Genomic DNA, 23,579 nt, shown 5'->3' on the forward strand with positions numbered 1-23,579 from the left:
ATCAAAAGACTGGTGCGCGACACAAGTCTCTTGACCCAGCGCACCAGCCACAACACCCTCGGTCAGCCTTCAGCCTTCAGCCTTCAGCCTTCAGCCTTCAGCCTTCAGCTGCCAGGAAAATCAGCCCCTCGAAGTGCTTGACGCCCCACTCACTCAACCCAATCCTCTTCCAGCTTCCAGCTTCCAGCTTCCAGCTTCCAGCTTCCAGCTTCCAGCTTCCAGCTTCCAGCTTCCAGCTTCCAGCTAATCGTGCTATTGATCAAAGATGTAGTCATCGATGTGGGTGGAGTACAGATGAAGCTTTACGAGCAATACGTTTTACCCCGGCTTATCGATATTGCCTGTGGCATGGGTGATGTAATGAAAGCGCGTTCGCTTGTAGTGCCGCAGGCTCAGGGCGAGGTGTTGGAAATTGGCATTGGTACAGGCTTGAATCTCCAGTTTTATGATCCTGCAAAGGTAACGTCTGTTGTAGGGGTTGACCCGTCAGCGCAGATGCAAACCATGGCCTTGCGCAGAGCAAAAACCTGCGCGTTTCCCGTCGATATGATTGCAGTTGATATCCACGGCATCCATGCGGAAACCGATAAGTTCGATAGCATAGTAATGACTTTTACCCTGTGCACTATTGCCGATCCATTCTCAGCTTTAATGGAAATGCAGCGAGTGTTGAAGCCTGGAGGAAAGTTGCTTTTTTGTGAGCATGGCTTGTCACCCGATGCCTCTGTGCGTGGCTGGCAGAACAGATTGACACCCTTCTGGAAGCCCTTGGCTGGTGGCTGCCATCTTAATAGGGATATACCAGCTCTTATTCAGGAGTCTGGCTTCAAGATTCGCGAGCTTAAAGCTGAATACCTACCCGGGCCTCGCCCGATGACTTATGTCTATAGTGGCTGGGCAAGCTAAAACCTAGTCTGCAAGCAGCTCGGCACAGGCCGCCAGAATACGAGCTGTATCACGCAGGCTTCGCCCTGGTGCGCCGGCACAGTGCCCCCAGTCAGATACCAGTGGTCGGAGCTCGGCATGCGGTATCTGCCCTGCTTCCCAAGCTGCGTCATGCTCGGTGAAATACAGATCGGTAGTTGCCGGCATGATCAGAGTTCTGGCTGTTATTGCATTTAGTGCAGCTGGCAGGTTGCCCTTGAAATCCGGGTTGTTGCTTATATCAGCAGACTGCCATGTTTCGAGAGTTGTGAGCAAATTATTGGCATCCTGGCCAAGGTGGTCTTCCTCCCAGAACTGCAACAATGCCTCAATTGAGTTGAAGCCCAGCTTTTTATAAAGGCTGTCGCGGAAAAATGTCTGGCTATAGGCCCAGCCGGCATAAACTCTGGCAAATGCCTTGAGGCCAGCTGTGGGTTGATGCCGATAAAATCCTTTATTCCAGGTGGGGTCACACGTCAGTGCTGCTTTTACTCCCTCCAGAAACACCTGGTTGTGTGGCCAGCAGCGAGCGGTGGCGCAGACACTCATAATGCGTTTGACCTTGTGAGGGTACTGGCAACCCCATTGCAGCGCCTGCATGCCTCCCATCGACCAGCCCAAGATCAGCCTGATATCCGCATCGTTAAACACGCACTCAATGAGTTTCCTTTGCGCAACGACATTATCGTACAGCGTCACCCGGGGAAAGTTGCCAGCGGCCTGGTGATGACTGGCATTACTGGGCGAGATAGAGCAGCCATTACCTATGAGGTTGGGAACGATAATGCAGTATTGGGCAGGATTCAGTGGGCCGTGCGCACCAATAAAGGGCGTGACACCGTGATGTGTTCCACCATAGTACGTCGGCAGGACAATCAGGTTATCGGCACGGCTATTGAGCTCACCGTATTGCAGGTAACTTAGCCAGGCATCATGCAAGGTGCTGCCTGACTGAAGTGGCAGGTCTCCAAGTTTAAATCGTTTTTCAACGCTCTGATTTTGCAGCATTTATTGACTCTCATTGGCATGGATTGGACAAGCCAGTATGCGCTTGAATCAAGTTGCTCATTCAATATACATGCATGCTGGCATGTATATTGAATGAAAGATTCGTACCAAGACTGGCATAGCCAGGGGCTTACTTTTTCGGAGAGCAGTCATGACGGTGCAAACAACAAGCAGTAGCCTCAAACAGACCCTGATGGATAGTGGTGTCAAATACGCGCTGGCGGGTTACGTGGATATCCACGGCATTATCAAGGGCAAGTTTGTACCTATCGATCATATCGGCCGCATGCTCAAGGGGTCAGAGCTGTTTACCGGCGCCGCGCTGGATGGTGTGCCGCAGGACATTGCCGACAATGAAGTAGCCGCGATGCCCGATGTTGCGACCATGACGGTATGTCCCTGGAACAAGGATCTGGCCTGGTTTGCCAGTGACCTCTACCTGGACGGTGCGCCTTTTGAAGCCTGCTCGAGAAATATCCTCAAGCGCCAGGTCGCGGCTGCTGCAGACATGGGCTTTACCTTCAACCTGGGAATCGAGACTGAATTCTTCCTTTTCAAGGACGCGGCGGATGGCGGCTTTGAGCCAATCAGTGGCCGTGATTTACTGGCCAAGCCCTGCTATGACCCTAGGGCTCTGGGCGACAACATGCACATTGTTGGTGAGCTGGTGGAAGCCATGAATGCCATGGGCTGGGACGTCTATTCCTTTGACCATGAAGATGCGAATGGCCAGTTCGAGACGGACTTCACCTATACCAATGCCCTGAACATGGCTGATCGTCTGGTGTTCTTCCGTTTGATGGCTGGTGAAATAGCCCGCAAGCACGGTGCTTTCGCCAGCTTCATGCCCAAGCCATCGGCCAACCGTACTGGCAGCGGCGCACACTACAACATGTCGCTGGCCGATCGTGAAACGGGCAAGAACCTGTTTGATCCCGTCCATGGTGAGGACATCCATGGTTGTGGCGTTACCGCGATGGCCTATCACTTTATCGCTGGCATCATGAAGCATGCCAAAGCCATCAGTGCGGTAATCGCGCCAACGGTGAACAGTTACAAGCGTCTGGTGCGCAAGGGCGCCATGTCGGGTTCAACCTGGGCACCGGTGTTTGTCTGCTACGGTAATAACAACCGCACCAATATGTTGCGTATTCCTTCCCAGGGCGGGCGGGTGGAATGCCGTGCCGCCGATATTGCCTGTAACCCCTACCTGGGCGCGGCAATGATTCTGGCCGCAGGCCTCGAAGGCATTCGCGAGGCAATGGATCCGGGTCAGCCGCACCGTGAAAACATGTACAACTACAGCGATCAGGATGTCCGTGATATGGGCATTGAAATGCTGCCGCAGACGCTAGGGGAGGCGATTGAGGCCTTCGCCAGCGATCCGTTGTCCAAGCAAGTCTTTGGCGAAACCATGTTCAACAGTTACGTGCAATTCAAGCGTGATGAATGGACCAGCTATCACACCCATGTCTCAGACTGGGAATTGAACCGGTACCTTAAATTCTTTTAAAACGGCTGCGCTGGCAGAAGCTGGCGCGTCTTTTGCTGTGCTTTACCCACTTTCTGGCGTTAGCCGAATCCATCAGGAGTTGAAACATGCAAAAGCCATTAACCTTCACCCGTCGTCTTAGCGCTGTACTCAAAGGCACCGTACTGGCCATTGCCGCCTCTGCGATTATGGTTCCTAGCGTTTCTGCCCAGGAACGTGACAGTTTCAAGATTGCCTGGAGCATCTATGCCGGCTGGATTCCGTGGAAGTACATTGATGAGTCCGGGATCATGAAAAAGTGGGCTGACAAGTACGGAATCGAAGTCGAGATTGTGCAAATCAACGATTACATCGAATCCATCAATCAATACACCGCAGGCGAGTTTGACGGTGTGGTCGCGACCAGTATGGATGCGCTGTCGATTCCCTCCGCCGGTGGGGTAGATACCACGGCATTGATAGTGGGCGATTACTCCAACGGCAATGATGGTTTGGTGATGAAGGGTAGCAGCGATCTGATGTCGCTGAAGGGGCAGCAGGTCAATCTGGTTGAACTGTCTGTATCCCATTACTTGTTGGCCCGTGCGTTGGATACCGTTGGATTGAGTGAGCGTGATGTTACCGTCGTCAATACCGGCGATGCGGACATTGTTGCAGCCTTCAATACACCCGGCGTCAGCAACGTGGTGACCTGGAATCCCCTGCTGGATGATGTTGCCGCGGTCCCTGGTGCCAACCGAGTATTCGACTCCAGCCAGATCCCGGGCCATATCAAGGACCTTACAATCGTCAATACCGAAACCCTGGCGGCCAACCCTAATCTGGGTAAGGCCCTTGTGGGAGCCTGGTTTGAGCTGATGGCAGAAACGGCTACTGACAGTGAGGCTGGCCAGGAAGCCAGAGCCTTTCTGGGTGAAGCCTCAGGTACTGATCAGGCTGGATACGAAGCGCAGCTCGCCGGTATGAAGATGTTCTGGGAGGCAGGGGATGCAGTGAGCTTTATTTCCAGTGAAGAGGCTGTCGAGGCCATGGATAGCGTACGTCAGTTCTCCTTCGAGAAAGGCCTGTTGAGTGACGGTGCTGCTTCTGCCGATTTTGTCGGCATCAGCTTCCCCGGTGGCACAACCCTGGGAGATACGACTAATATCAAGCTGCGTTTTGATACAACCTACATGCAGATGGCGGCTGACGACGCTCTCTGATCAACAGCTGATGCAGCGCGCCCGGATGACTGGGCGTGCTGCTTCTTTTCCGGGACATCCATGCGCAGGACCAAGGAAGAGGCGGAAAAAACCCGTCTGAAAATCATCGAAGCGGCGCTGACACTGTTCAGTCGCAACGGATATTCCAACACCACACTGGCCATGATTGCTACCGAGGCTGGCTACAGCCGCGGACCCATCTACTGGCACTTCAAGAACAAAGATGATCTTTACCAGGCCGTCCTCTCCTATTCCCAGCAGCCATTGGAAAGCTTGATCAATGAAGCCGCGGCACAACAGAGTCAGCCGTTGCAGGCCATCGATACCTTCGTCAAACGCTGGCTTGACCTTCTGGTCGAGGACAGCTGGTTTCGCCAATCATTCGAGATTTTGTTGAACAAAACCGAACTGACAGAGGCACTGGCACCAACCCTCAAGCGTGAGCGAAAACTGACCAGACGCATCATTGATACACTTGGTCAACTGCTGACCACAGCCCGTGACAAAGGCCTTATTCCTGCAACACAGTCTCCCGAACAACTGGGGTTGATGCTCTATACCTTGCTGATGGGCATTACCCAAAGCTGGTTGTTTGCGCCAAAGCTGTTCAACCTGAAAAAAGAGCGGGAGTTTTTTGTAGGGCGCATGCATGCGTTGTTACAGCAGGCATAAGGCACCCGCACCCGCACAGGCGACCAAGCCAGCTTATGTCGCGTGTTATTTCCTTGATCTAGTTTGATGCCGATATCTACTTAAAGCTAATCGATAAGCGCAGGTTACAAATTCATATCTACGTTTTTACAAGCCTACCTGCTTCGGGTTTCTGCTATTTATTCCAGTCTTATCAGATTGTTATGGCAAGAAGCTCTATTCCAAGGCTTGATGAAAGCGTTTTGGCTGCATTAGGTTGAGTGATTACTCCGGATGACATGATTGCCTTTTAATATTAGTCTTTCTACGGGACGCGTTTCCCGGAATTAACGCAGGCATGAAGCCTGTCAAAATACGATTTATGGAGAATCAATAATGTTCAAGAAGTCATTGTTGGCCGCTGCCCTTGCGAGCCTTGCTACCCTGTCAACTGCTGCCTACGCCGACCAGCCCAACGGTTACCTGTTTGCGAGTGTCGGCCAGTCCGACGCGGATGTCTCATTTGGCCCGGTCCCGCCTGGTTTCAGGACATCAACGGATACAAAAGACACAGCGTGGAAGATTGGTGCAGGCATTCAACTGAGTCGCCATATTGGTGTTGAGCTTCAATATATTGATCTTGGCGAGTTTAGTTTCAAGGTGGCTGATGATTTTGATACGCTTCGGTTGTCATCGGAGACTGCGGGCTTTGGCATGAACCTTGTGGGCTCGCTGCCGCTGGATGCGTTCAGCCTGTTTGGCAAGGTCGGATATCATCAATTGAAAACCGATTCCCGCTTTTCTATCAGCGGAGAGGGCTCCTTGAGCGGTAGCGACAAAGAATGGGCCGTATCCTATGGCCTGGGTGCTGGTTTCGCACTGACCGAGACTTTTTCTATAGTTGCCGAATACGAGCGTTATAACGACGTTGCTGATGAGTTCGACATCGATTTACTGTCAGCTGGTTTGCGTTACAACTTCTGATCGGACTGAGTTAAAAAAGGCCTGCAATTGCAGGCCTTTTTTGTGCTCGGGATTCAGCGCACAGGTTCGACAATCGGGAAGCTGCTGGGTGGTTCTTCGATCATTTGCAGCAGGCCGAAAAAGGCCATGGGCTCTCCCTCAATGGTTATCCGTCCAGCGGCTACCTCAGCGGGGAAGCTGCTTTGGCGCAACAGGATGGTGTCCAGGGTTTCCCGTGTCATGCTGACGCTGGCATGGGCGTCGTCTGCCTGCGTGTTTTCACGGTAAGTCAGCGTAGCGTTCTGAAGATTAAGACGATATTGCTCGTCGGTATCGGTCAAGCGCCAGTTGATAACCAGATGTTTGCCCTCAGCTTGCTGTGCATTTAAACGCACTGCCATCAGGTCAAAGAACATACCGGTTTCCAGAGCCTGGAGAACATCCGGTGATAGCCCTGAGGTGCGGTGTGATGCGGTGGTGCCATTACGCAATTCCTGTGCACCCATCAGGTAGGCACCCCGCCATGTGCCAGCTTCGGCCTGGTAGCCAAGCTGCTCCAATGCGTCGGCTGCCAGGCCCTTGGCTTCGCTGTTATCCGGATCGGCAAATACAGCCTGACTCATGACCCAGGCTACCCAGCGATAATCGCCTTGCGCAAAGTCCTCGCGGGCTTGCGCAATAACCTTGTCCATACCGCCCATGTACTCGAGCATGCGGCTGGCATTCTGTTGTGGTGGGAGTGGATTCAGGTTGGCCGGATTGGCGTCATACCAGCCCATATAGCGCTGATAAATCGCCCGGGCGTTGTGGCGCAGCGTCCCGTAGTAACCACGGGCATACCATTCCTGGTCAAGACTGGCGGGCAGTTTGATCTGTTCGGCAATATCGCCGGGCAACATGCCCTTGTTCATCATGCGCACTGATTGATCATGGATGAACTTGTACAGATCACGTTGCACCGCAAGAAAGTGCTTGGCTTCGTCGCGGGTCCAGATCGGCCAGTGGTGCTGGGCAACCAGAATCTCGGCCTGATCACCAAAGCGCTCAAGTACCCGGTCTATATAATGCGACCAGGCGCTGGCGTCGCGAACTGCAGCGCCACGAATGGTATAGATATTGTGCAAGTGCTGGCTGGTGATTTCCGCGGTATTGAGTACTTTGAACTGCGGAAAGTACATCATCATTTCCGACTCGGCCTCGGTGCCGTGTGCCATCTGGAATTCGATCTCGATACCGTCAATGGTCAGGCTGGCGTTATCAGGTACGGTATCGGTTGGCGCGATCAGCGACAGTGGGCCGTTGGCCAGGGCTTTGCCCAGTCCGGTATCCACATGGCCGCGTTCGCCAGGCGGCAGCAGGGCGCCAAACTGATAGGTAGCGCGGCGAGTCATGGCATTGCCGGCGATGACGTTCTCCGATACGGCATGTTGCATGAAGCCATAGGGCGCATAGACCTTGACCTTGCCACTGCGCACATCGGCTTCATCGATTACCCCTTTGACGCCGCCGAAGTGGTCTGCATGGTTATGGGTGTACAGCACGGCGACCACAGGCTTGTGCGGGCGATTCTGGTAGAACAGCTCAAGACCAGCGCGGGCGGTAGCCGGCGTCAGCAACGGGTCGATAATGATCAAACCGGTCTGACCTTCGATGATGGTCATGTTGGCCAGATCCATACCGCGAATCTGGTACATGCCTTCGACGACCTCGAATAAACCATGGATAGCATTCAGGCGGGCCTGACGCCATAGACTGGGGTTGACCGTATCCGGTGCGGTTTCCGCATCAAGAAAGGCATAGGCGGCCATATTCCAGGCCATGTGGCCGTCGCTATCGGTGACCTGGCCATCGGGCAGCGCTGCGATAAAGCCGCGCTGGGCATCCTCAAAGGCCTTGGTATTGTGAAAGGGCAGGCTGCCCAGTACTGCCTGGTTGGCCTCGACTGTGGCAGGCTCGGCGGCCTTGGGTGCGGCCAGGCTGCTGAAGCTGATGCTGGCAGCAAGCAGGCCGATCAGGGTGTGAAGTCGCATGGATGTCTCCGGTAGTGGACGGGTAGCAGGCACTCAGGTGCTCTGAATTCACTATAGAAGACGATTTGCTGATATATCCAATGCATTTTTTTTCAATAAATGATGCACTTTGCGCATGACGGAGCTTTGAAAATCCCGTGCAGGTCATCAAAGCGCCATACAGCGTGGGTAATCTGCCCCGGCAAGTAACGGCAGGCGGGCGATGCATTTTTCCTCGAAGCGCCGGTCCCTTTAAATTATAATCGCGCGCTTTGCTGTCGCCGGACTGATTCCGCTTGCCGGTAATGACCTAGGGGGTATGACCACTGTGATCAAGACGCCTTACTACCTGATCGACAAGAGCAAGTTGCTGCGCAATCTGGAGAAGATTGCCTATGTCCGCGAGCAGTCCGGCGCCAAGGCCTTGCTTGCACTCAAGTGCTTTGCCACCTGGTCGGTCTTTGACCTGATGCAGGAGTACATGGACGGCACCACCTCCTCTTCACTGTATGAAGTCAAGCTCGGTCGTCTCAAGTTTGCCGGTGAAACCCATGCCTACAGCGTGGCCTATGCCGATGACGAGATCGACGAAGTGCTGGCTCATTCCGACAAGATCATTTTCAACTCGATCAGTCAGCTAAAACGCTTTGCCGATGTCTCAGCCGATCATGTGCGTGGCTTGCGTCTGAATCCGGGCGTCAGCAGCTCCGAGTTTCTGATTGCTGATCCGTCACGGCCGTTCAGTCGTCTGGGCGAGTGGGATGCCGAGCGGGTGGCCGAGGTGATTGATCAGGTGTCCGGCTTCATGATTCACAACAACTGCGAGAACAGCGATTTTGCCCTGTTCGATCAGATGCTGAGTCAGATCGAGGAGCGCTTTGGTAGCTTGCTGGAACAGGTTGAGTGGGTCAGCCTCGGTGGCGGCATTCACTTTACCGGTGAGGGTTATCCTCTTGACGCTTTCTGCGCACGGCTTCGGGTCTTCTCCGAGCGCTTTGGCGTGCAGGTCTATCTGGAACCGGGTGAGGCGGCGATTACCATGAGTACATCGCTGGAAGTCACGGTGCTGGATACCCTGTTCAATGGCAAACAACTGGCAATTGTCGATAGCTCGATCGAGGCGCATATGCTCGATCTGTTGATCTACCGGCAGCCTGCCAAGATGGAGCCCTGTGACGGGCCGCATCAATACATGGTGTGCGGCAAATCCTGTCTGGCCGGCGATATCTTTGGCGAGTTCCAGTTCGACCAGCCGGTACAAATAGGTGATCGACTGTCATTTATCGACGCCGCGGGTTACACCATGGTCAAGAAAAACTGGTTCAATGGCGTGAAAATGCCGTCCATTGTGGTCAAACAATTGGATGGTAGTCTGGACGTGAAGCGCGAATTCGGTTTTGACGATTTTGTAAACGGCCTCTCCTGAGGCCACCAACCAAGCCTTTTCCAAGGAGGCGTTTCGAGGAAGAGACATGAAGAAAAACGTTCTGATTATTGGTGCCGGTGGTGTTGCCCAGGTTGTTGCGCACAAGTGCGCGCAACACAACGACATTCTGGGGAATATTCATATTGCGTCACGTACCCTGGACAAGTGCCAGGCGCTGGTCGACAGCGTGCGTGAAAAGGGCAGCCTGAAGGTTGCCGGTGATCTGCAGGCGCATGCGCTGGATGCTCTGGATATAGAGGCAACCAAGTCGCTGATCACCCGGACAGAATCGCAAATCGTCATCAATGTTGGTTCGGCTTTCGTCAATATGTCGGTACTGCAGGCCTGCATCGAAACCGGTGCGGCCTACCTCGACACGGCCATCCATGAAGACCCGGCGAAGATTTGTGAAACACCGCCCTGGTATGCCAACTATGAGTGGAAACGTCGTGAGCAGTGTCAGGCTAATGGTGTGACTGCCATTCTGGGTATTGGCTTTGATCCGGGTGTGGTCAACGCCTATGCGGCCCTGGCAGTTAATGACTATTTCGACACCGTCACCGATATCGACATCATTGATATCAACGCCGGCAGCCATGGCCGTTACTTTGCCACCAACTTTGATCCGGAAATCAATTTCCGCGAGTTCACCGGCACCGTCTGGTCCTGGCAGAACAGTCAGTGGGTCAGTAACCGCATGTTTGAAGTCAAGCGTACGGATGATCTGCCGGTGGTCGGTACGCATACCAGCTACATGACCGGTCACGATGAAGTGCATTCGCTGTCGCAAATCCTCAAGGTGCCGAATGTGCGCTTCTGGATGGGCTTTGGTGAGCACTACATCAATGTCTTTACCGTGCTGAACAATCTTGGGCTCTTGTCTGAACAGCCAGTTACTACGGCGGAAGGCCTCGAGGTTGTGCCGCTCAAGGTGGTCAAGGCGGTATTGCCTGATCCTTCATCCCTGGCTCCGGACTACAGTGGCAAGACCTGCATCGGTGATCTGGTCAAGGGCACCAAGGATGGACAGAACAAGGAAGTGTTCATCTATAACGTCGCAGACCATGCCGAGGCCTATGCCGAAGTCGGCAGCCAGGGTATTTCCTATACCGCCGGGGTGCCGCCGGTGGCTGCCGCCATTCTGGTGGCTACCGGTGAGTGGGATGCGCAGAAGATGGTCAATGTCGAGGAGCTGCCACCCAAGCCCTTTATCAATCTGCTCAACCAGATGGGTCTGCCGACCCGGATCAAGGACGAGCAGGGCGACCGCGCACTGAGCTTCTGAGTGCTGAAATAAAAAAGCCAACCCCATGAGGTTGGCTTTTTTTACGCCTGCTGTTCAGCCCTCAAAGGGTCCATGGGGCGCGCAGGATTTCCAGCACCGTGCCGTCCAGATCGGTGCCGTAGCCGAGGGTATCACCCTCCCGGTCAGCCTCGGTCGAAGGCGCGGGGGCCTGGGTTATCTCGCCACCACCAGCCTCGAGCGCCTCGGCAAAGCCTTCAGGCGACATGCTGCGCATTTCCAGTTTGACCGGCTTGTCGCTGTAGTTATAACCATAGCCGTCCAGCCAGCGCATCAAGACCAGTGCCGAACCACCCTGACCGGTCAGAATGTACTCGTTGTAGAGTCCGGGAATCGATAAATACTGGTCTACCTTGAAGCCCAGTTGATCGACATAAAAGTCTTTTGACGCTTCAAGGTTGCTGACACCAATGCCAAAGGCACTCAGGTAGGAATCGGCCGTGCCGGGGATGCCAACAAATTCGATCAGATTATTGTCAGGGTCGCGGCCGAAACCGATCACCAGATTAAAGGGTGGTTGTACGACCGGAGCGACGGTGACAATGCCACCACCAGTAACAATGCCCTGGGCGAAAGCGGCGGGATCATTCACGTAGAACACCAGCTTGCCGTAGTTCTGCCGCGTATTGGGCGCAGGGACATCGGTGAACTCCATCAGCACCAGCAAGGAGCCGCGCGCATCGGCCGACTCCAATACCACCTCGTTGCGGTCGTCACGGCTGCGGCGTTCCACAACCTGCATGCCCAGGCCCGAGGTGTAGAAGAATTCGGCTTCGGCCAGATCCTCGACACCGATACCGGCTGCACCCAGATAGGCGCGGACACCCTGACGAATTTCCAGCAGGGTGCCGTCGGCATCTTCGGCATAACCGACAATCTGGCCGAGAAGATCGGCTTCTTCGGAGGGCGCCGGCTGGCGCAGCACGGTTTCACCCGCGACGTCGATGTCCTCTGCCAGCGCAGTTGGATCGGCAACACGCAGTTCCAGCTTGACCGGGTTGTTGAGGTAGTTCCTTTGGCTGCCATTGGTCCAGTTCATCAAGACCAGGGCGGAGCTGCCAGGCACCGGTGAGGTGAGAATGTACTCGTCGTATTGCCCGGGAATTTGCAGAAACTGGCTCTCTTCAAAGCCGATGACTTCAACATAAAAGTCGCGAGCGGCTTCAAGGTCGCTGACACCTATCCCCATGGCGCCAAAGTAGGAGGCTGTCGCAGCACTGTCGCCGACCATCTCGATCAGGTTGTTGTCCAGATCGCGACCAAAGCCGACCACCACGTTGCCGAAGGCCGGTTGCGGTTGCGGAGGCACAGTCACGGTCCCGCCTGCATTGGTAAAGGCCTGGGCAAATGCGGCAGCATCCTTGGCGTAGAACACCAGCTTGCCCGGATTCTGGTTGTAGATCCGGCCAATGTTGTCTGTGAAGCTCATCAGGGTAACGTAGGAACCCCGTTTATCAGCGGACTCCAGCGTGACTTCAATGCGGTTGTCACGGGTTGTGCGGCTGATCTCGCGCATGCCCAGGCCGTCGGTGTACAGCGCTACCGAGGCGTCAAGGTCACTGACGCCAATGGCTGCTGCGCCGAGATAGACAAGGGGTTGAATGCCGGGCGGTGCAGGTTCTTCCGGGCCCGGTGTTGCAGAGCCGCCCCCGCCACTGCTTAGGCAGGCGCTCAGTAACAGGGTGGTCAGGCTGAGCATAATACCCTTGAGCAAACCATGGGAGAGTCGCATACAAGCTCCTTTATTGTTATCGGATGCAGCAGAATGAACGTTCATTCATTTACACTTTAGCGCATCCCCCCGGGGTGCGCCAGCTCTCCTTGTCACGAATACCTGGCGATGACGTACCCTGGGCGCCACGGTATGATGTCGGGTAATCCCGTCCCGTGCCTCAGTCATCAAGGTCATAGCCCATGCCGTCGCCACTCTCTGCCATTCCTCTATCCATGCGTTTGGCCGGGCTTACCGAGATTGAGTGCGTCACGCCGGATCTGAACGGTATTCCGCGCGGCAAGGTGATGACCGTGTCCGGCTTTCTGGCTGAGCGGCGTTTGCAAATGGCGCGCGGGGTCATGCTGCAGGCCGTCATGGGCGGGTACCCGGCCCCACGCTTTTACGGCAGTGAAGACGGTGACCTGATCCTGCGAGCCGTACCTGAGCAGGTCCATGTATTGCCTTGGGCCGAGACACCCCGGGCGCTGGCAGTGTGCGATGCAGTCGAACTGGATGGCAGTTTATCGAACCTGTCCAGTCGCGCCCTGCTGCAAAGCGTGTTGGAGCGCTATAGCGAGCGCAACTGGCAGCCTGTGGTGGCAACTGAACTGGAGTTTTTTATTTTTGAACCGCACGCGGACGGCGCTCAGCCGTTCCAGCCACCCATTGGCCTGGATGGGCGCCGCGAGCTGGGCCAGGCGGCTTTCAGTGTCGGTTCAAATAATGGCTTGCGCGGTTTTTTTGCCGAGGTGCGCTCGGCCATGGAAGCGCTGGGTATCCCCGCCGATACCTTCATGCACGAGATGGGTGTCAGCCAGTTCGAGATCAACTTCGTACATGGTGATCCGCTGCTGATTGCCGATCAAACCTTTCTGTTCAAGCATCTGCTGCATGAGGTCGCACTCAAGCATGGCCTGATTGCCGTGTGCATGGCCAAGCCGCTCGGTCAGGTGCCTGGTAGCTCCATGCATGTGCACCAGAGCGTGATTGAAAAACGCCACGGCCGGAATATCTTTACCGACCCGAGCAATGAGCAGCCGACTTTCAGCTTTTACCACTTTATTGGTGGCATGCAGCATTGCCTGGCGGATTTGACCCTGCTGATGGCGCCCAATATCAACTCCTATCAGCGCTTCAACAGTACCTATGCCTCGCCCAACAGCCTGTGCTGGTCTGTGGACAATCGCAGTGCGGGCTTACGGGTGCCGGCCAGTGATGCGTCCAACCGGCGCATAGAAAACCGTTTGCCGGGTGCTGATGCCAATCCCTATCTGGCCATTGCCGCCGGCTTGGCGGCGGGTTTTCATGGTCTGGCCAATGAGATCGATCCGGCTGCGGCGATGCAGGGCGAGTTTCAGCCACCAGCAGAACGGCGCCTGCCCAGCAGCCTGCCAGCGGCCATTGATCGGCTGCGCAACAGTAGCCTGGCCACTGAGCTGTTTCCAGCGGAGTTTATTGAAGGCTATATCGCCACCAAGACCCTGGAGCTCGAGTCCTTCCTGGCTGAGATAACACCTTGGGAAAGGCGCTATCTGGGTAGCCAGGTTTAAACAAGGTTAGGCAACTGGGCATGGACGCCAGCGGCGCATTTGCCTAACCTGCACGCATTGCCATTGGATCTTTACCCCGGAGCCTTGATGCAGGACCCCCGCCCGTTGGAACCCGGCTTGATGATCATTCATGGCAATCGCCTGGAGGCGCTGCGTGAGCTGGTGGTCGGCTGGACCCGGCAACATCCGCTGCATCCGCTGGAGAACGAAGTGGTGCTGGTGCAGAGCAACGGCATCGCCCAGTGGTTGAAGATGGCGCTGGCTGCAGACCCAAGCGGTGAGGGTGGCGGTTGTGGTATTGCCGCGGCACTGGATGTGCAATTGCCCGCGCGCTTTCTTTGGCAAACCTACCGCGCCGTGCTCGGTCGTGAGGCGGTGCCCGAGCAGTCGCCGCTGGACAAGCAACCCCTGACCTGGCGGCTGATGCGCCTGTTGCCGGGGCTGCTGGACCAGACCGAGTTTGCGCCCTTGCGCCGCTTCCTTGCCGATGATGCCGACAGCCGCAAGCGCTACCAACTGGCTGAACGCCTGGCCGACCTGTTCGACCAATACCAGGTCTACCGCGCTGACTGGTTGAATGACTGGGCCCAGGGCCGCGATCGGGTTGGTCTGGCGCGCGATGGCTATCGCGATCTGGGGGTGGAGGAGGTGTGGCAGCCAGCACTCTGGCGCGCAGTGATTGCCGATGTGGGTAATGAGCGCTTGAGTGACAGCCGCGCCGGTATTCACCCACGCTTTGTCGATCAATTGCTGGCCGTTGAGACGCGTCCGCAGGGGTTGCCGCGCCGGGTTATCGTGTTCGGCATTTCCTCGCTACCGGCCCAGACACTGGAAGCCCTGGCCGCCATCGGTCGCTTCAGTCAGGTACTGCTCTGCGTGCTGAATCCCTGCCAGTACCACTGGGGCGATATCGTTGCCGACCAGGACCTGCTGCGGCATCAGTATCGGCGCCAGCAACGACGGCCCAACAGTCCGGTGCAACTGGATGACAGCACCTTGCACCAGCATGCGCATCCCTTGCTGGCCGCCTGGGGCAAGCAGGGTCGCGACTATATCAACCTGCTCGACAGCCATGACGAGCGCGCCAGTTACGAGGCACGCTTTGCCGCAATCAATGGCGGTAGGGTCGATCTGTTTGAGGAACCCGGCGGCGGCTCGCTGTTGCAGCAACTGCAGCAGGATGTGCTGGAGCTCAGCCCGCTGGCGGAAACCCGCGAACGTTGGCCCGCCGTGGATGGCCAGAATGATCGCTCAATCCAGTTCCACCTGGCCCACAGCCCGCAGCGCGAAGTCGAGATTCTGCACGACCAGTTGCTGGACGCCTTTGACCGTGACTCGCAACTCAGGCCGCGGGATATCATCGTCATGGTCCCGGACGTGAATACCTACGCCCCGCATATCCAGGCGGTCTTCGGCCAGTACGCGTTGACTGATCCGCGGCATATTCCCTTTACCTTGGCCGATCAGGGCCAGCGTGGTCAGGAGCCGCTGCTGATCGCATTGGAACACCTGCTTGGCTTGCCCGATAGCCGCCTGCCGGTCAGTGAAGTACTGGATCTGCTGGATGTGCCGGCGCTGCGTGGTCGTTTCGCGCTGAGTGAACAGGATCTGCCGACTCTGCGACGCTGGATTGAAGGCGCCGGGGTGCGCTGGGGGCTGGATCAGCAGCGCCGCAGCCAGCTCGGCATGCCCGACGGTCTGGAGGCCAACACCTGGCGCTTTGGCCTGCGGCGGATGTTGCTCGGTTACGCCGTGGGCCAGGGTGATGCCTGGGACGAGATCGAACCCTACGATGAAATTGGCGGACTGGACGCGGCACTGCTCGGCCCGCTCAGCTCGCTATTGGATGCCTTGGATCGGCATGAGCAGGCGCTGAGCACACCGGCCACGCCGCTGCAGTGGGGAGAGCGGCTGCGCGGCCTGCTGGATGACTTCTTCCAGGCCGACAGCGAGCGTGATCAGTACCTGTTGGTGCAACTGCAGGAAAGTCTGGAACACTGGCTGGCGCTATGTGATGCAGTGGATCTGTACGAGGCTTTGCCGCTGAATGTGGTGACCGAGGCCTGGCTGCAGGGTATTGGCCAGGATCAATTGAGCCAGCGGTTTCTGGCAGGCGCGGTTAACGTCTGCACGCTGATGCCGATGCGCGCCATTCCGTTCAAGCGTATCTGTCTGCTGGGCATGAATGATGGCGACTACCCGCGCGCCCAGCAGCCCTTGGACTTTGATCTGATGGGCAAGGATTATCGCCCCGGCGACCGCTCACGCCGTGAAGACGACCGCTATCTTCTGCTCGAGGCCATGCTCTCGGCACGCCAGACACTCTATATCAGCTGGGTTGGGCGCAGCATCCGCGACAACAGCGAGCGGCCGCCCTCGGTGCTGATTGGTCAGTTGCGTGATCACCTGCAGGCTGGTTGGCAGTCGGTAAATGGCGGCGATCTGCTTGCCTCTTTGACTACGGATCACCCCCTGCAGCCCTTCAGCCTGGATTACTTTACCGGCCAGCGCGGCCTGTTCAGTTACGGCAAGGAATGGCTGCCGCTACATGCTGACGTGACTGCTGAGCAGGCCAATCAGGCGCTGTCGCCGGCCATGCTGGAGGCGCCCATCGAGCTATCCGCGCTACAGCGGTTTTTGCGCAATCCGGTCGGACACTTCTATAGTCAGCGACTCAAGGTCTGGCTCGACGAGCGTGATCAGAGTGCCGAGGACGACGAGCATTTCAGCCTCGATGGTCTGCAGCGCTACCAGCTCAGCCAGAGCCTGCTCGACAGCATCAAGGACGCCGAGCCCGAGGCTGATCTGCTGGCACTGCTGCAGCAGGGCGCCTTGCGCCTGCAGCAGTGTGGGCAACTGCCCCTGGCCGGATTTGCTGGGTTGGCCAGTGAACAATTATTGGCACCCCTGGCCGACCAACTGGAGCGCTACCGTCAACAGGCGCAGCTCTGGGATCAGCGACTGGATCATCCCTTGCCAATCGAAGGCCGCAGCGCGGCGCTGCAATTGAGTAGCTGGCTGGCCGATGTGCGCTGCTCCGCCCGCCTGGATGGTTTGCTGCGCCTGACACTGTTGCCTGGTCGGGTGATGGGCAAGAAGACGCTGAACTGGAAAAAACTGCTCAACGAGGCGGTGCTGCATGTCTGCGCTGCCGCCAGTGGCCACCGGATGAGCAGCTGCATTATCAGCGCCGATGCCGATATTCAGTTGCTGCCCCTCGAACAGCCCCAGGCCGCCGCGATTCTGCAGGACTGGTTGCAGGCCTGGCACGAAGGTTTGAGCCGGCCGCTGCCGGTGGCACTGAAAACCGCCCTGGCCTGGCTCGATGCCGAGGATGAAGACAAGGCTCTGGCTCAGGCGCGGCAATGCTACGACGGCAATGACTATGTCCGCGGGGAGCGGCTGGACAGCGCCGCCTTGCAGCGCACCTACCCGGACTTTGCCAGCCTGACCGCCAGCGGTGAGTTCGAGGCTTTTGCCAGCCTGCTGTACCAGCCGCTGATACGCGCCGAGGCCGAGCAGTGGCTGATGATCAGCCCGGCCGGGGAGGCGCAGATATGACCACAAGCAGAGCACCAATACCCCTGGCGCTGCGCTGCGTGCTGCGCGGCAGTCGTCTGATCGAGGCCAGCGCCGGTACCGGCAAAACCTTCACCATCTCGGCGCTGTATCTGCGGCTGGTGCTGGGGCACGGCGGCGACGCCGGCTTTGGTCGCGAACTGCTGCCGCCGGATATTCTGGTGGTGACCTTTACCGAGGCGGCCACCCAGGAACTGCGTGACCGCATCCGCGCACGCCTGGTTCAGGCCGCCCAGGCCTTCCGCGATGAGCTGGATGAACTGGATCCGATTCTGCGGGGCCTGCGTGGCGACTATCCCGAGGGGGACTGGGCATCTTGCGCGCGCAAGCTGGATATCGCCGCGCAGTGGATGGACCAGGCCGCGGTATCAACCATCCACAGCTGGTGCCAGCGTATGCTGCGCGAGCACGCCTTTGACAGCGGCAGCCTGTTTACCCAGACACTGGAGACCGACCAGCGCGAACTGCTGGCCGAGGTCGCTCGGGATTACTGGCGTCTGCACTGTTACCGGCTGCACGGCAGGGCGCTGGCCTGGGTTGATGCGCATTGGCAGCAGCCGGACGCGCTGCTGGCCAGGGCACGCGTGCTGCTTGATCAGAAACTGCCGGTATCGACCATTGAACTGCAAAGCCTGATCGAGGAATCCCTGGCGACGGCCGCCGCTGAGCTGGATGCCCTCAAGGCACCCTGGTTCGACTGGGCCAATGAGTTGGAGGGCATCCTGATAAAGGCTCGTGAGGCCAAGGCCTTCAACGGCACCAGCCTGAACCGCAAGAACCTGGCTAACTGGCTGGACAAGCTGCGCGAGTGGGCCACGGAGCCGGAGGCACAGACCCTGGATATCGGCAAGGGCTTCGAGCGGCTGACTCACCAGGGGCTGGCCGAGATCTGGAAACAGGGCTCGCCGCCGGCGCATCCTGCGCTGGAGGCCATGGCCGAACTCAAGACCCGGCTTGCCGCGCTGGCCAGTCCGGCGCAACCGGCCCTGCGCCATGCCGCTGGCTGGATGGCCGAACGCTTTGATGCAGAAAAGCGTCGCCGCGCGCAGATGGGCTTTGACGACATGCTCACGCGGCTCGACGATGCGCTGCAGGGCGACAACGGCGAGCGCTTGTCAGAGGTTATCCGCAACCAGTTTCCGGTAGCCATGATCGATGAATTTCAGGACACCGATCCGCTGCAGTACCGTATCTTTGATCGCATCTACCCCCTCGAGCACAGCCCCGAGGACACCGCGCTGCTGTTGATTGGCGACCCCAAACAGGCCATCTATTCGTTCCGCGGGGCCGACATCTTTACCTATCTGCACGCGCGCCGAGCGACCCAGGGCCGTCACGAACACCTGGATACCAACTTCCGTTCCAGCCAGCCGATGGTCGCGGCAGTCAACCATGTATTCGATCTGGCCGAGCAACGTGCGGACCAGCAGGGCGCCTTCCGCTTCGGCGCCGGGGCTGAGGCGCTCCTGCCGTTCCAGCCGGTCGCCGCTCAGGGCCGCAAGGAGCGCTGGATGCTGCATGGCCAGATTGCTCCCGCATTGACCGCCTGGCACCTGCACAGCGACGAGCCACTTACGGGCGAAGCCTACCGCCAGCAGATGGCCGCGCGCTGCGCCTCGGCCATGGTCGAATTGCTGCAGGCTGGCCAGTCCGGCCAGGCCGGCTTCGAACATCCCAAAGACGGTTGGCAAGGGGTGCGTCCGGCGGATATGGCGGTGCTGGTGCGGACCGGGCGTGAGGCCGAGATGATTCGCAATGCGCTGGCCGAACGCGGCGTGCGCAGCGTCTATCTGTCTGACAAGGATTCGGTGCTCGACTCGCAGGAGGCGGTGGACGTATTACGCTGGCTGCGCGCCTGCGCCGAGCCGGGTAATGATCGTCTGCTGCGCGCCGCCCTGGCCAGCCCGACCCTGGATCAGTCCTGGGCCACGCTCGAACGCCTTAACGAGGACGAGCGCCTATGGGAGCACCGGGTATTCCAGTTCACCGAGTACCGCCGCCTGTGGCAACGCCAGGGTGTGCTGCCGATGCTGCACCGCCTGCTGCATGATTTTGATCTGCCTGCCCGTCTGCTGCAGCGCGCCCATGGCCAGCGGCAACTGACTAATCTGCTGCACCTGGCCGAAATGCTGCAACGTGCCGCCCGCGAACTGGATGGCGAGCAGGCCCTGGTACGGCACCTGGCCGAGCTGATTCCGTTGGCCGGGGAAGGCGCAGGAGAGGAGCAGATACTGCGGCTGGAAAGCGATGCCGAACTGGTCAAGGTGGTGACCATCCACAAGTCCAAGGGCCTGGAATACCCTCTGGTGTTTCTGCCTTTCATCTGCCACAGCCGTCCGCTCAAGAGCGGTGAACCGGCGCGCTTCCACGATGGCGAGCGCCGCACCCTGGTGCTGGAACCCAGCGAAGCAGAGCGCAGACAGGCTGACGCCGAGCGTCTGGGTGAAGACCTGCGTCTGCTCTATGTGGCCCTGACCCGCGCACGCCATGCCTGCTGGTTGGGTATGGCCGATTTGAAGAGCGGCAAAAGCAAACTATCGGTACTGCATCACAGCGCCGTGGGCCATCTGCTCGCCGGTGGTCAGGCGTTGGCGGCCAGTCCGGCGCTGGCGGAGTGGTTGCAGCCGTGGCGTGACGTCCCTGCGGAGGTGATCGACGTAAGCTCGGCACCGGAGGTGCAGGAGCAGGTCTATCAACCCCTGCAAGCCGTACCGCCGCAGATCCAGGCGCGGCAGCCACAGCATGCCAGCTTTGAATCCTGGTGGATTGCCTCCTACAGCGCCCTGGCGATTGGCAGTGAAGAGCTGGGCGGGCTGGGCAGGGGTATCGGCAATGCGCCGGACAATCCGGCTGCCGAGAAAATGGCCGATGACGAACGCGCCGCGCGTTTTATACCGCTGCGCGCCGGTGAACTGCCGACCATCCACCGTTTTCCGCGTGGCCCGCAGCCGGGTACTTTCCTGCACGGGCTGCTCGAGCTGGCCGGTCGCGAAGGCTTTGCCGTACTGGCGGACCGGCAGCAATGCATCGACTGGCTGCGCCCGCGCTGTATTCGCCGCGGTTGGGGCGTCTGGACCGAGTGCCTGGCGGACTGGCTGATCAGCCTGTTGCGGCAACCGGCATTGCTGCGGCGGGTCGACTCGAAGGCCCAGCTGTGCCTGGCTGATCTGTCGCCCGGCCAGTACCAGCCGGAGATGGAGTTCATGTTCAGTGCCCGGCGGGTCGATGTGCAGCAGCTCGATCAACTGGTCTGTGCTGCGACCCTGGATGGCCAGCCGCGCCCGGCGCTGCTGCGCGATCGCCTCAATGGGTTGTTCAAGGGTTTTATCGATCTGGTGTTCGAGCATCAGGGGCGTTACTACGTAGTCGATTACAAATCCAACTGGCTCGGCGCCAGCGCCAGTGATTATATCGACGAGGCCATGCAGCGGGTGATTCTGGAGCAGCGATACGACCTGCAATATGTGTTCTACGTGCTGGCGCTGCATCGCCAGCTCAAGGCGCGACTGCCGGATTATGACTACGAGACACACATGGGCGGCGCACTGTACTGGTTTGTGCGCGGCGTGGATTCGCCCCAGGCCGGTCTCTGGCACGACCGCCCGCCGCAGGGTCTGATCGAGGATCTGGACCGGCTGTTTATGGGCCAGCCCAGCGTGGAGAGCGCTCTATGAAAGACGCCCAGATCGATTGGCTGGAACAGAGCAAGCAGCAACCGGATCCCCTGCAGGATGCCCGGGCCTTGCTGGCGCTGCTGGATGACTGGCTGGCCTGCGGTTGGCTCCGCGCCCTGGACCGGGCGCTGGCCGGGTTTCTGCTGGAACGTGAGCCGAATACCGATGCGCGGGTGCTGCTGGCGGCGGCACTGGTCAGTCATCAACTGGGTCATGGGCATGTGTGCCTGGACCTGGGTATGACCCTGGACGAACCGGATTTTGCCCTGTCGTTGCCACCCGAAGGTGAAGACAGTATTGATGTGCTGTTGCCCTCACAGCTGCTGCGCAGCCTGACACTGACCAACTGGCAAGCAGCACTGAACGGCAGCCGGGTGGTGGATAGCGGGCAGTACGAGCATGCCCTGCGGCCTCTGGTACTGGTCGGGCAGCGCCTGTATCTACGGCGTTATTTTCGTTATGAGCAGCAGGTCGTCCAAGGCCTGCAACGCCGACTGGCGCAACCCCTGACGATGCCCGATGCGCTGCCGCAGCGTCTGGCGGTGCTGTTTGCCGACAGCCAACAAACACCGGACTGGCAACGCATCGCCTGCGCCCTGGCCGCGCGCGGTGCCTTCAGCATCATCACCGGCGGTCCGGGTACCGGCAAAACCACCACCGTGGTCAGGCTGCTGGCGCTGTTGCAGGCGCCCGCAGTGGAGGCGGGGCAGGCCCTGCGTATTCGTCTGGCCGCGCCAACCGGCAAGGCCGCCGCAAGACTGACCGAATCGATCGGTAAGCAGGTCGGCCGCTTGCCGGTGGCGGAGGCCGTGCGCGAGCAGATCCCCAGCGAAGTCAGCACCCTGCACCGGCTGCTCGGCAGCCTGCCCGACAGTCGGCACTTTCGTCATCACGCCGGTAATCCGCTGGCGCTGGATGTACTGGTGATCGATGAAGCCTCGATGATCGACCTGGAAATGATGGCCTGCGTACTCAATGCCCTGCCGCCCGGCGCGCGACTGATACTGCTGGGCGACAAGGATCAATTGGCCTCGGTCGAGGCCGGCGCGGTACTGGGTGATCTCTGCCGCCATGCCGAAGGCGGCTTTTACACGGTGTCCACCCGCGACTGGCTGGAACACAACAGCGGCCAGTCCCTGGCGCAGGCGGGACTGCAGGAGGGTGATGCGACCGGCCATCAACTGGAACAGCAGACCGCCATGCTGCGCCACTCCCACCGCTTTGACTCAAATAGCGGTATTGGCGAGCTGGCGCGAGCGGTCAATCGCGGTGATGCGGCTGCGGCCAGACAATTGTTGCAGACCGGCGGCTTTGCCGATGTCCATCGGCAGCGGGTCAGTTCCGTCACCGACACGGCCTTTGAAAGCTTGGCGCTGGGCAGCGCGCTGCCGAGTTATGCCTTGTATCTTCAGCTTCTCGCCGATGCCCGGCCAAAACCGGAGGTGCCGGCTGGAGACCCGGCCTGGGAAGCATGGGCCCAGCAGGTACTGCAGGCCTTTGATCAGTTCCAGCTGCTGTGCGCCGTGCGTAAAGGCAACTGGGGCGTTGATGCGCTTAATCTGCGGGTAGCCAATCTGCTACACCGGCGCGGTCTTCTGAGTGCCGACCAGGGCTGGTACGAGGGGCGACCGGTGCTGGTCACCCGCAATGATTACAGCCTGGGGCTGATGAATGGCGACATCGGCATTGCCCTGCGCGTGCGCGAAAAGCCCCTGCAACCCGGTGCATCAGAGCGTGAAGAGCTGCGGGTGGCCTTTCCGCGCAATGACGGCAAGGGCGGTGTGCGTTTTGTATTGCCCAGCCGTCTGACCGAGGTCGAGTCAGTCTTTGCCATGACCGTACACAAGTCCCAGGGCTCGGAATTCCAGCATGCGGTCCTGGTACTACCGGATGCCCGCAGCCCGGTACTGACCAAGGAACTGGTGTACACCGCAATCACCCGCGCCAGCCAGCATTTCACTCTGGTAGAAGCACGGGACGGCGTGTTCGAGCAGGCAGTGCAGACGCCGGTCAGGCGGATCAGCGGTTTGGATCTGGGACAGGCCGCGTCAGCAGGTTAACTCGCGCCACAGGGCAGCAAGTTCTGCCAAACGGTTCACATCGGC

Annotated in this window: 14 protein-coding genes; 11 read left to right on the forward strand and 3 right to left on the reverse strand. The window is 58.5% G+C overall.

Translation table 11 applies throughout. The features are described 5' to 3' along the window. Positions 1 to 294 precede the first annotated feature (294 nt). Positions 295 to 906 (forward strand): class I SAM-dependent methyltransferase, encoded by a 612-nt coding sequence (locus tag AC27HQ_RS14210; protein WP_487156849.1) that lies wholly within the window; start codon positions 295 to 297, stop codon positions 904 to 906. A 3-nt stretch (positions 907 to 909) separates the two neighbouring features. On the opposite strand, the gene AC27HQ_RS14215 is transcribed toward AC27HQ_RS14210, so the two are convergent. Next, complete coding sequence (locus AC27HQ_RS14215; protein ID WP_487156850.1) at positions 910 to 1,932, reverse strand: alpha/beta fold hydrolase; 1,023 nt, start codon at positions 1,930 to 1,932, stop codon at positions 910 to 912. Between the two features lie 151 nt (positions 1,933 to 2,083). Between AC27HQ_RS14215 and glnT the strand changes: the two genes are divergently transcribed. The 4 genes from glnT (at position 2,084) to AC27HQ_RS14235 (ending at position 6,240) form a co-directional block, all read left to right on the forward strand. Continuing rightward, complete coding sequence (glnT, locus tag AC27HQ_RS14220) at positions 2,084 to 3,445, forward strand: type III glutamate--ammonia ligase (protein ID WP_487156851.1); 1,362 nt, start codon at positions 2,084 to 2,086, stop codon at positions 3,443 to 3,445. Positions 3,446 to 3,612: 167 nt separating this feature from the next. Then, positions 3,613 to 4,626, forward strand: a complete 1,014-nt coding sequence (locus AC27HQ_RS14225) for a putative urea ABC transporter substrate-binding protein (protein WP_487156920.1) — start codon at positions 3,613 to 3,615, stop codon at positions 4,624 to 4,626. 60 nt (positions 4,627 to 4,686) lie between these two features. Next, complete coding sequence (locus tag AC27HQ_RS14230; RefSeq protein WP_487156852.1) at positions 4,687 to 5,298, forward strand: TetR family transcriptional regulator; 612 nt, start codon at positions 4,687 to 4,689, stop codon at positions 5,296 to 5,298. Positions 5,299 to 5,652: 354 nt separating this feature from the next. Next, a complete protein-coding gene (locus AC27HQ_RS14235; RefSeq protein ID WP_487156853.1) occupies positions 5,653 to 6,240 on the forward strand; it encodes a porin family protein in 588 nt (195 codons plus the stop codon). A 53-nt stretch (positions 6,241 to 6,293) separates the two neighbouring features. Here AC27HQ_RS14235 and AC27HQ_RS14240 read toward each other — a convergent pair whose 3' ends face one another. After that, positions 6,294 to 8,249: an alkyl/aryl-sulfatase gene (locus AC27HQ_RS14240; RefSeq protein ID WP_487156855.1), complete on the reverse strand. Its 1,956-nt coding sequence runs from the start codon at positions 8,247 to 8,249 to the stop codon at positions 6,294 to 6,296. Between the two features lie 307 nt (positions 8,250 to 8,556). Between AC27HQ_RS14240 and AC27HQ_RS14245 the strand changes: the two genes are divergently transcribed. Then, on the forward strand, positions 8,557 to 9,654 hold the full coding sequence (locus AC27HQ_RS14245; protein WP_487156921.1) for a carboxynorspermidine decarboxylase: 1,098 nt from the start codon (positions 8,557 to 8,559) through the stop codon (positions 9,652 to 9,654). Positions 9,655 to 9,700: 46 nt separating this feature from the next. Continuing rightward, positions 9,701 to 10,939 carry a saccharopine dehydrogenase family protein gene (locus tag AC27HQ_RS14250; RefSeq protein WP_487156856.1) on the forward strand — a complete coding sequence of 413 codons (1,239 nt, stop codon included), beginning with the start codon at positions 9,701 to 9,703 and terminating at the stop codon, positions 10,937 to 10,939. Positions 10,940 to 11,000: 61 nt separating this feature from the next. Here AC27HQ_RS14250 and AC27HQ_RS14255 read toward each other — a convergent pair whose 3' ends face one another. Beyond that, a complete protein-coding gene (locus tag AC27HQ_RS14255; protein WP_487156857.1) occupies positions 11,001 to 12,689 on the reverse strand; it encodes a VOC family protein in 1,689 nt (562 codons plus the stop codon). Between the two features lie 182 nt (positions 12,690 to 12,871). Between AC27HQ_RS14255 and AC27HQ_RS14260 the strand changes: the two genes are divergently transcribed. The 4 genes from AC27HQ_RS14260 to recD all read left to right on the forward strand — a co-directional run bounded on the left by AC27HQ_RS14260 (position 12,872) and on the right by recD (position 23,534). Beyond that, the gene (locus tag AC27HQ_RS14260; protein WP_487156858.1) at positions 12,872 to 14,221 is read left to right on the forward strand and encodes a glutamine synthetase family protein; all 1,350 of its coding nucleotides are present in this window, start codon (positions 12,872 to 12,874) and stop codon (positions 14,219 to 14,221) included. An 87-nt stretch (positions 14,222 to 14,308) separates the two neighbouring features. Further along, on the forward strand, positions 14,309 to 17,782 hold the full coding sequence (gene recC / locus AC27HQ_RS14265; protein ID WP_487156859.1) for an exodeoxyribonuclease V subunit gamma: 3,474 nt from the start codon (positions 14,309 to 14,311) through the stop codon (positions 17,780 to 17,782). Next, the gene (gene recB / locus AC27HQ_RS14270) at positions 17,779 to 21,474 is read left to right on the forward strand and encodes an exodeoxyribonuclease V subunit beta (protein WP_487156860.1); all 3,696 of its coding nucleotides are present in this window, start codon (positions 17,779 to 17,781) and stop codon (positions 21,472 to 21,474) included. Before recC ends, recB begins: the two co-directional genes overlap by 4 nt. After that, positions 21,471 to 23,534, forward strand: coding sequence for an exodeoxyribonuclease V subunit alpha (gene recD, locus AC27HQ_RS14275; RefSeq protein WP_487156861.1), 2,064 nt, complete (start codon positions 21,471 to 21,473; stop codon positions 23,532 to 23,534). The genes recB and recD overlap by 4 nt, the downstream gene beginning before the upstream one ends. Positions 23,535 to 23,579 lie beyond the last annotated feature (45 nt).

It is taken from the genome of Halopseudomonas sp. 4NH20-0008 (assembly GCF_057548395.1).

Coding starts and splice junctions, on each gene's coding strand:
- AC27HQ_RS14210 (WP_487156849.1), top strand. CDS start 295: ATGAAGCTTTACGAGCAATACGTTTTACCCCGGCTTATCGATATTGCC.
- AC27HQ_RS14215 (WP_487156850.1), bottom strand. CDS start 1,932: ATGCTGCAAAATCAGAGCGTTGAAAAACGATTTAAACTTGGAGACCTG.
- glnT (WP_487156851.1), top strand. CDS start 2,084: ATGACGGTGCAAACAACAAGCAGTAGCCTCAAACAGACCCTGATGGAT.
- AC27HQ_RS14225 (WP_487156920.1), top strand. CDS start 3,613: ATGGTTCCTAGCGTTTCTGCCCAGGAACGTGACAGTTTCAAGATTGCC.
- AC27HQ_RS14230 (WP_487156852.1), top strand. CDS start 4,687: ATGCGCAGGACCAAGGAAGAGGCGGAAAAAACCCGTCTGAAAATCATC.
- AC27HQ_RS14235 (WP_487156853.1), top strand. CDS start 5,653: ATGTTCAAGAAGTCATTGTTGGCCGCTGCCCTTGCGAGCCTTGCTACC.
- AC27HQ_RS14240 (WP_487156855.1), bottom strand. CDS start 8,249: ATGCGACTTCACACCCTGATCGGCCTGCTTGCTGCCAGCATCAGCTTC.
- AC27HQ_RS14250 (WP_487156856.1), top strand. CDS start 9,701: ATGAAGAAAAACGTTCTGATTATTGGTGCCGGTGGTGTTGCCCAGGTT.
- AC27HQ_RS14255 (WP_487156857.1), bottom strand. CDS start 12,689: ATGCGACTCTCCCATGGTTTGCTCAAGGGTATTATGCTCAGCCTGACC.
- AC27HQ_RS14260 (WP_487156858.1), top strand. CDS start 12,872: ATGCCGTCGCCACTCTCTGCCATTCCTCTATCCATGCGTTTGGCCGGG.
- recC (WP_487156859.1), top strand. CDS start 14,309: ATGCAGGACCCCCGCCCGTTGGAACCCGGCTTGATGATCATTCATGGC.
- recB (WP_487156860.1), top strand. CDS start 17,779: ATGACCACAAGCAGAGCACCAATACCCCTGGCGCTGCGCTGCGTGCTG.
- recD (WP_487156861.1), top strand. CDS start 21,471: ATGAAAGACGCCCAGATCGATTGGCTGGAACAGAGCAAGCAGCAACCG.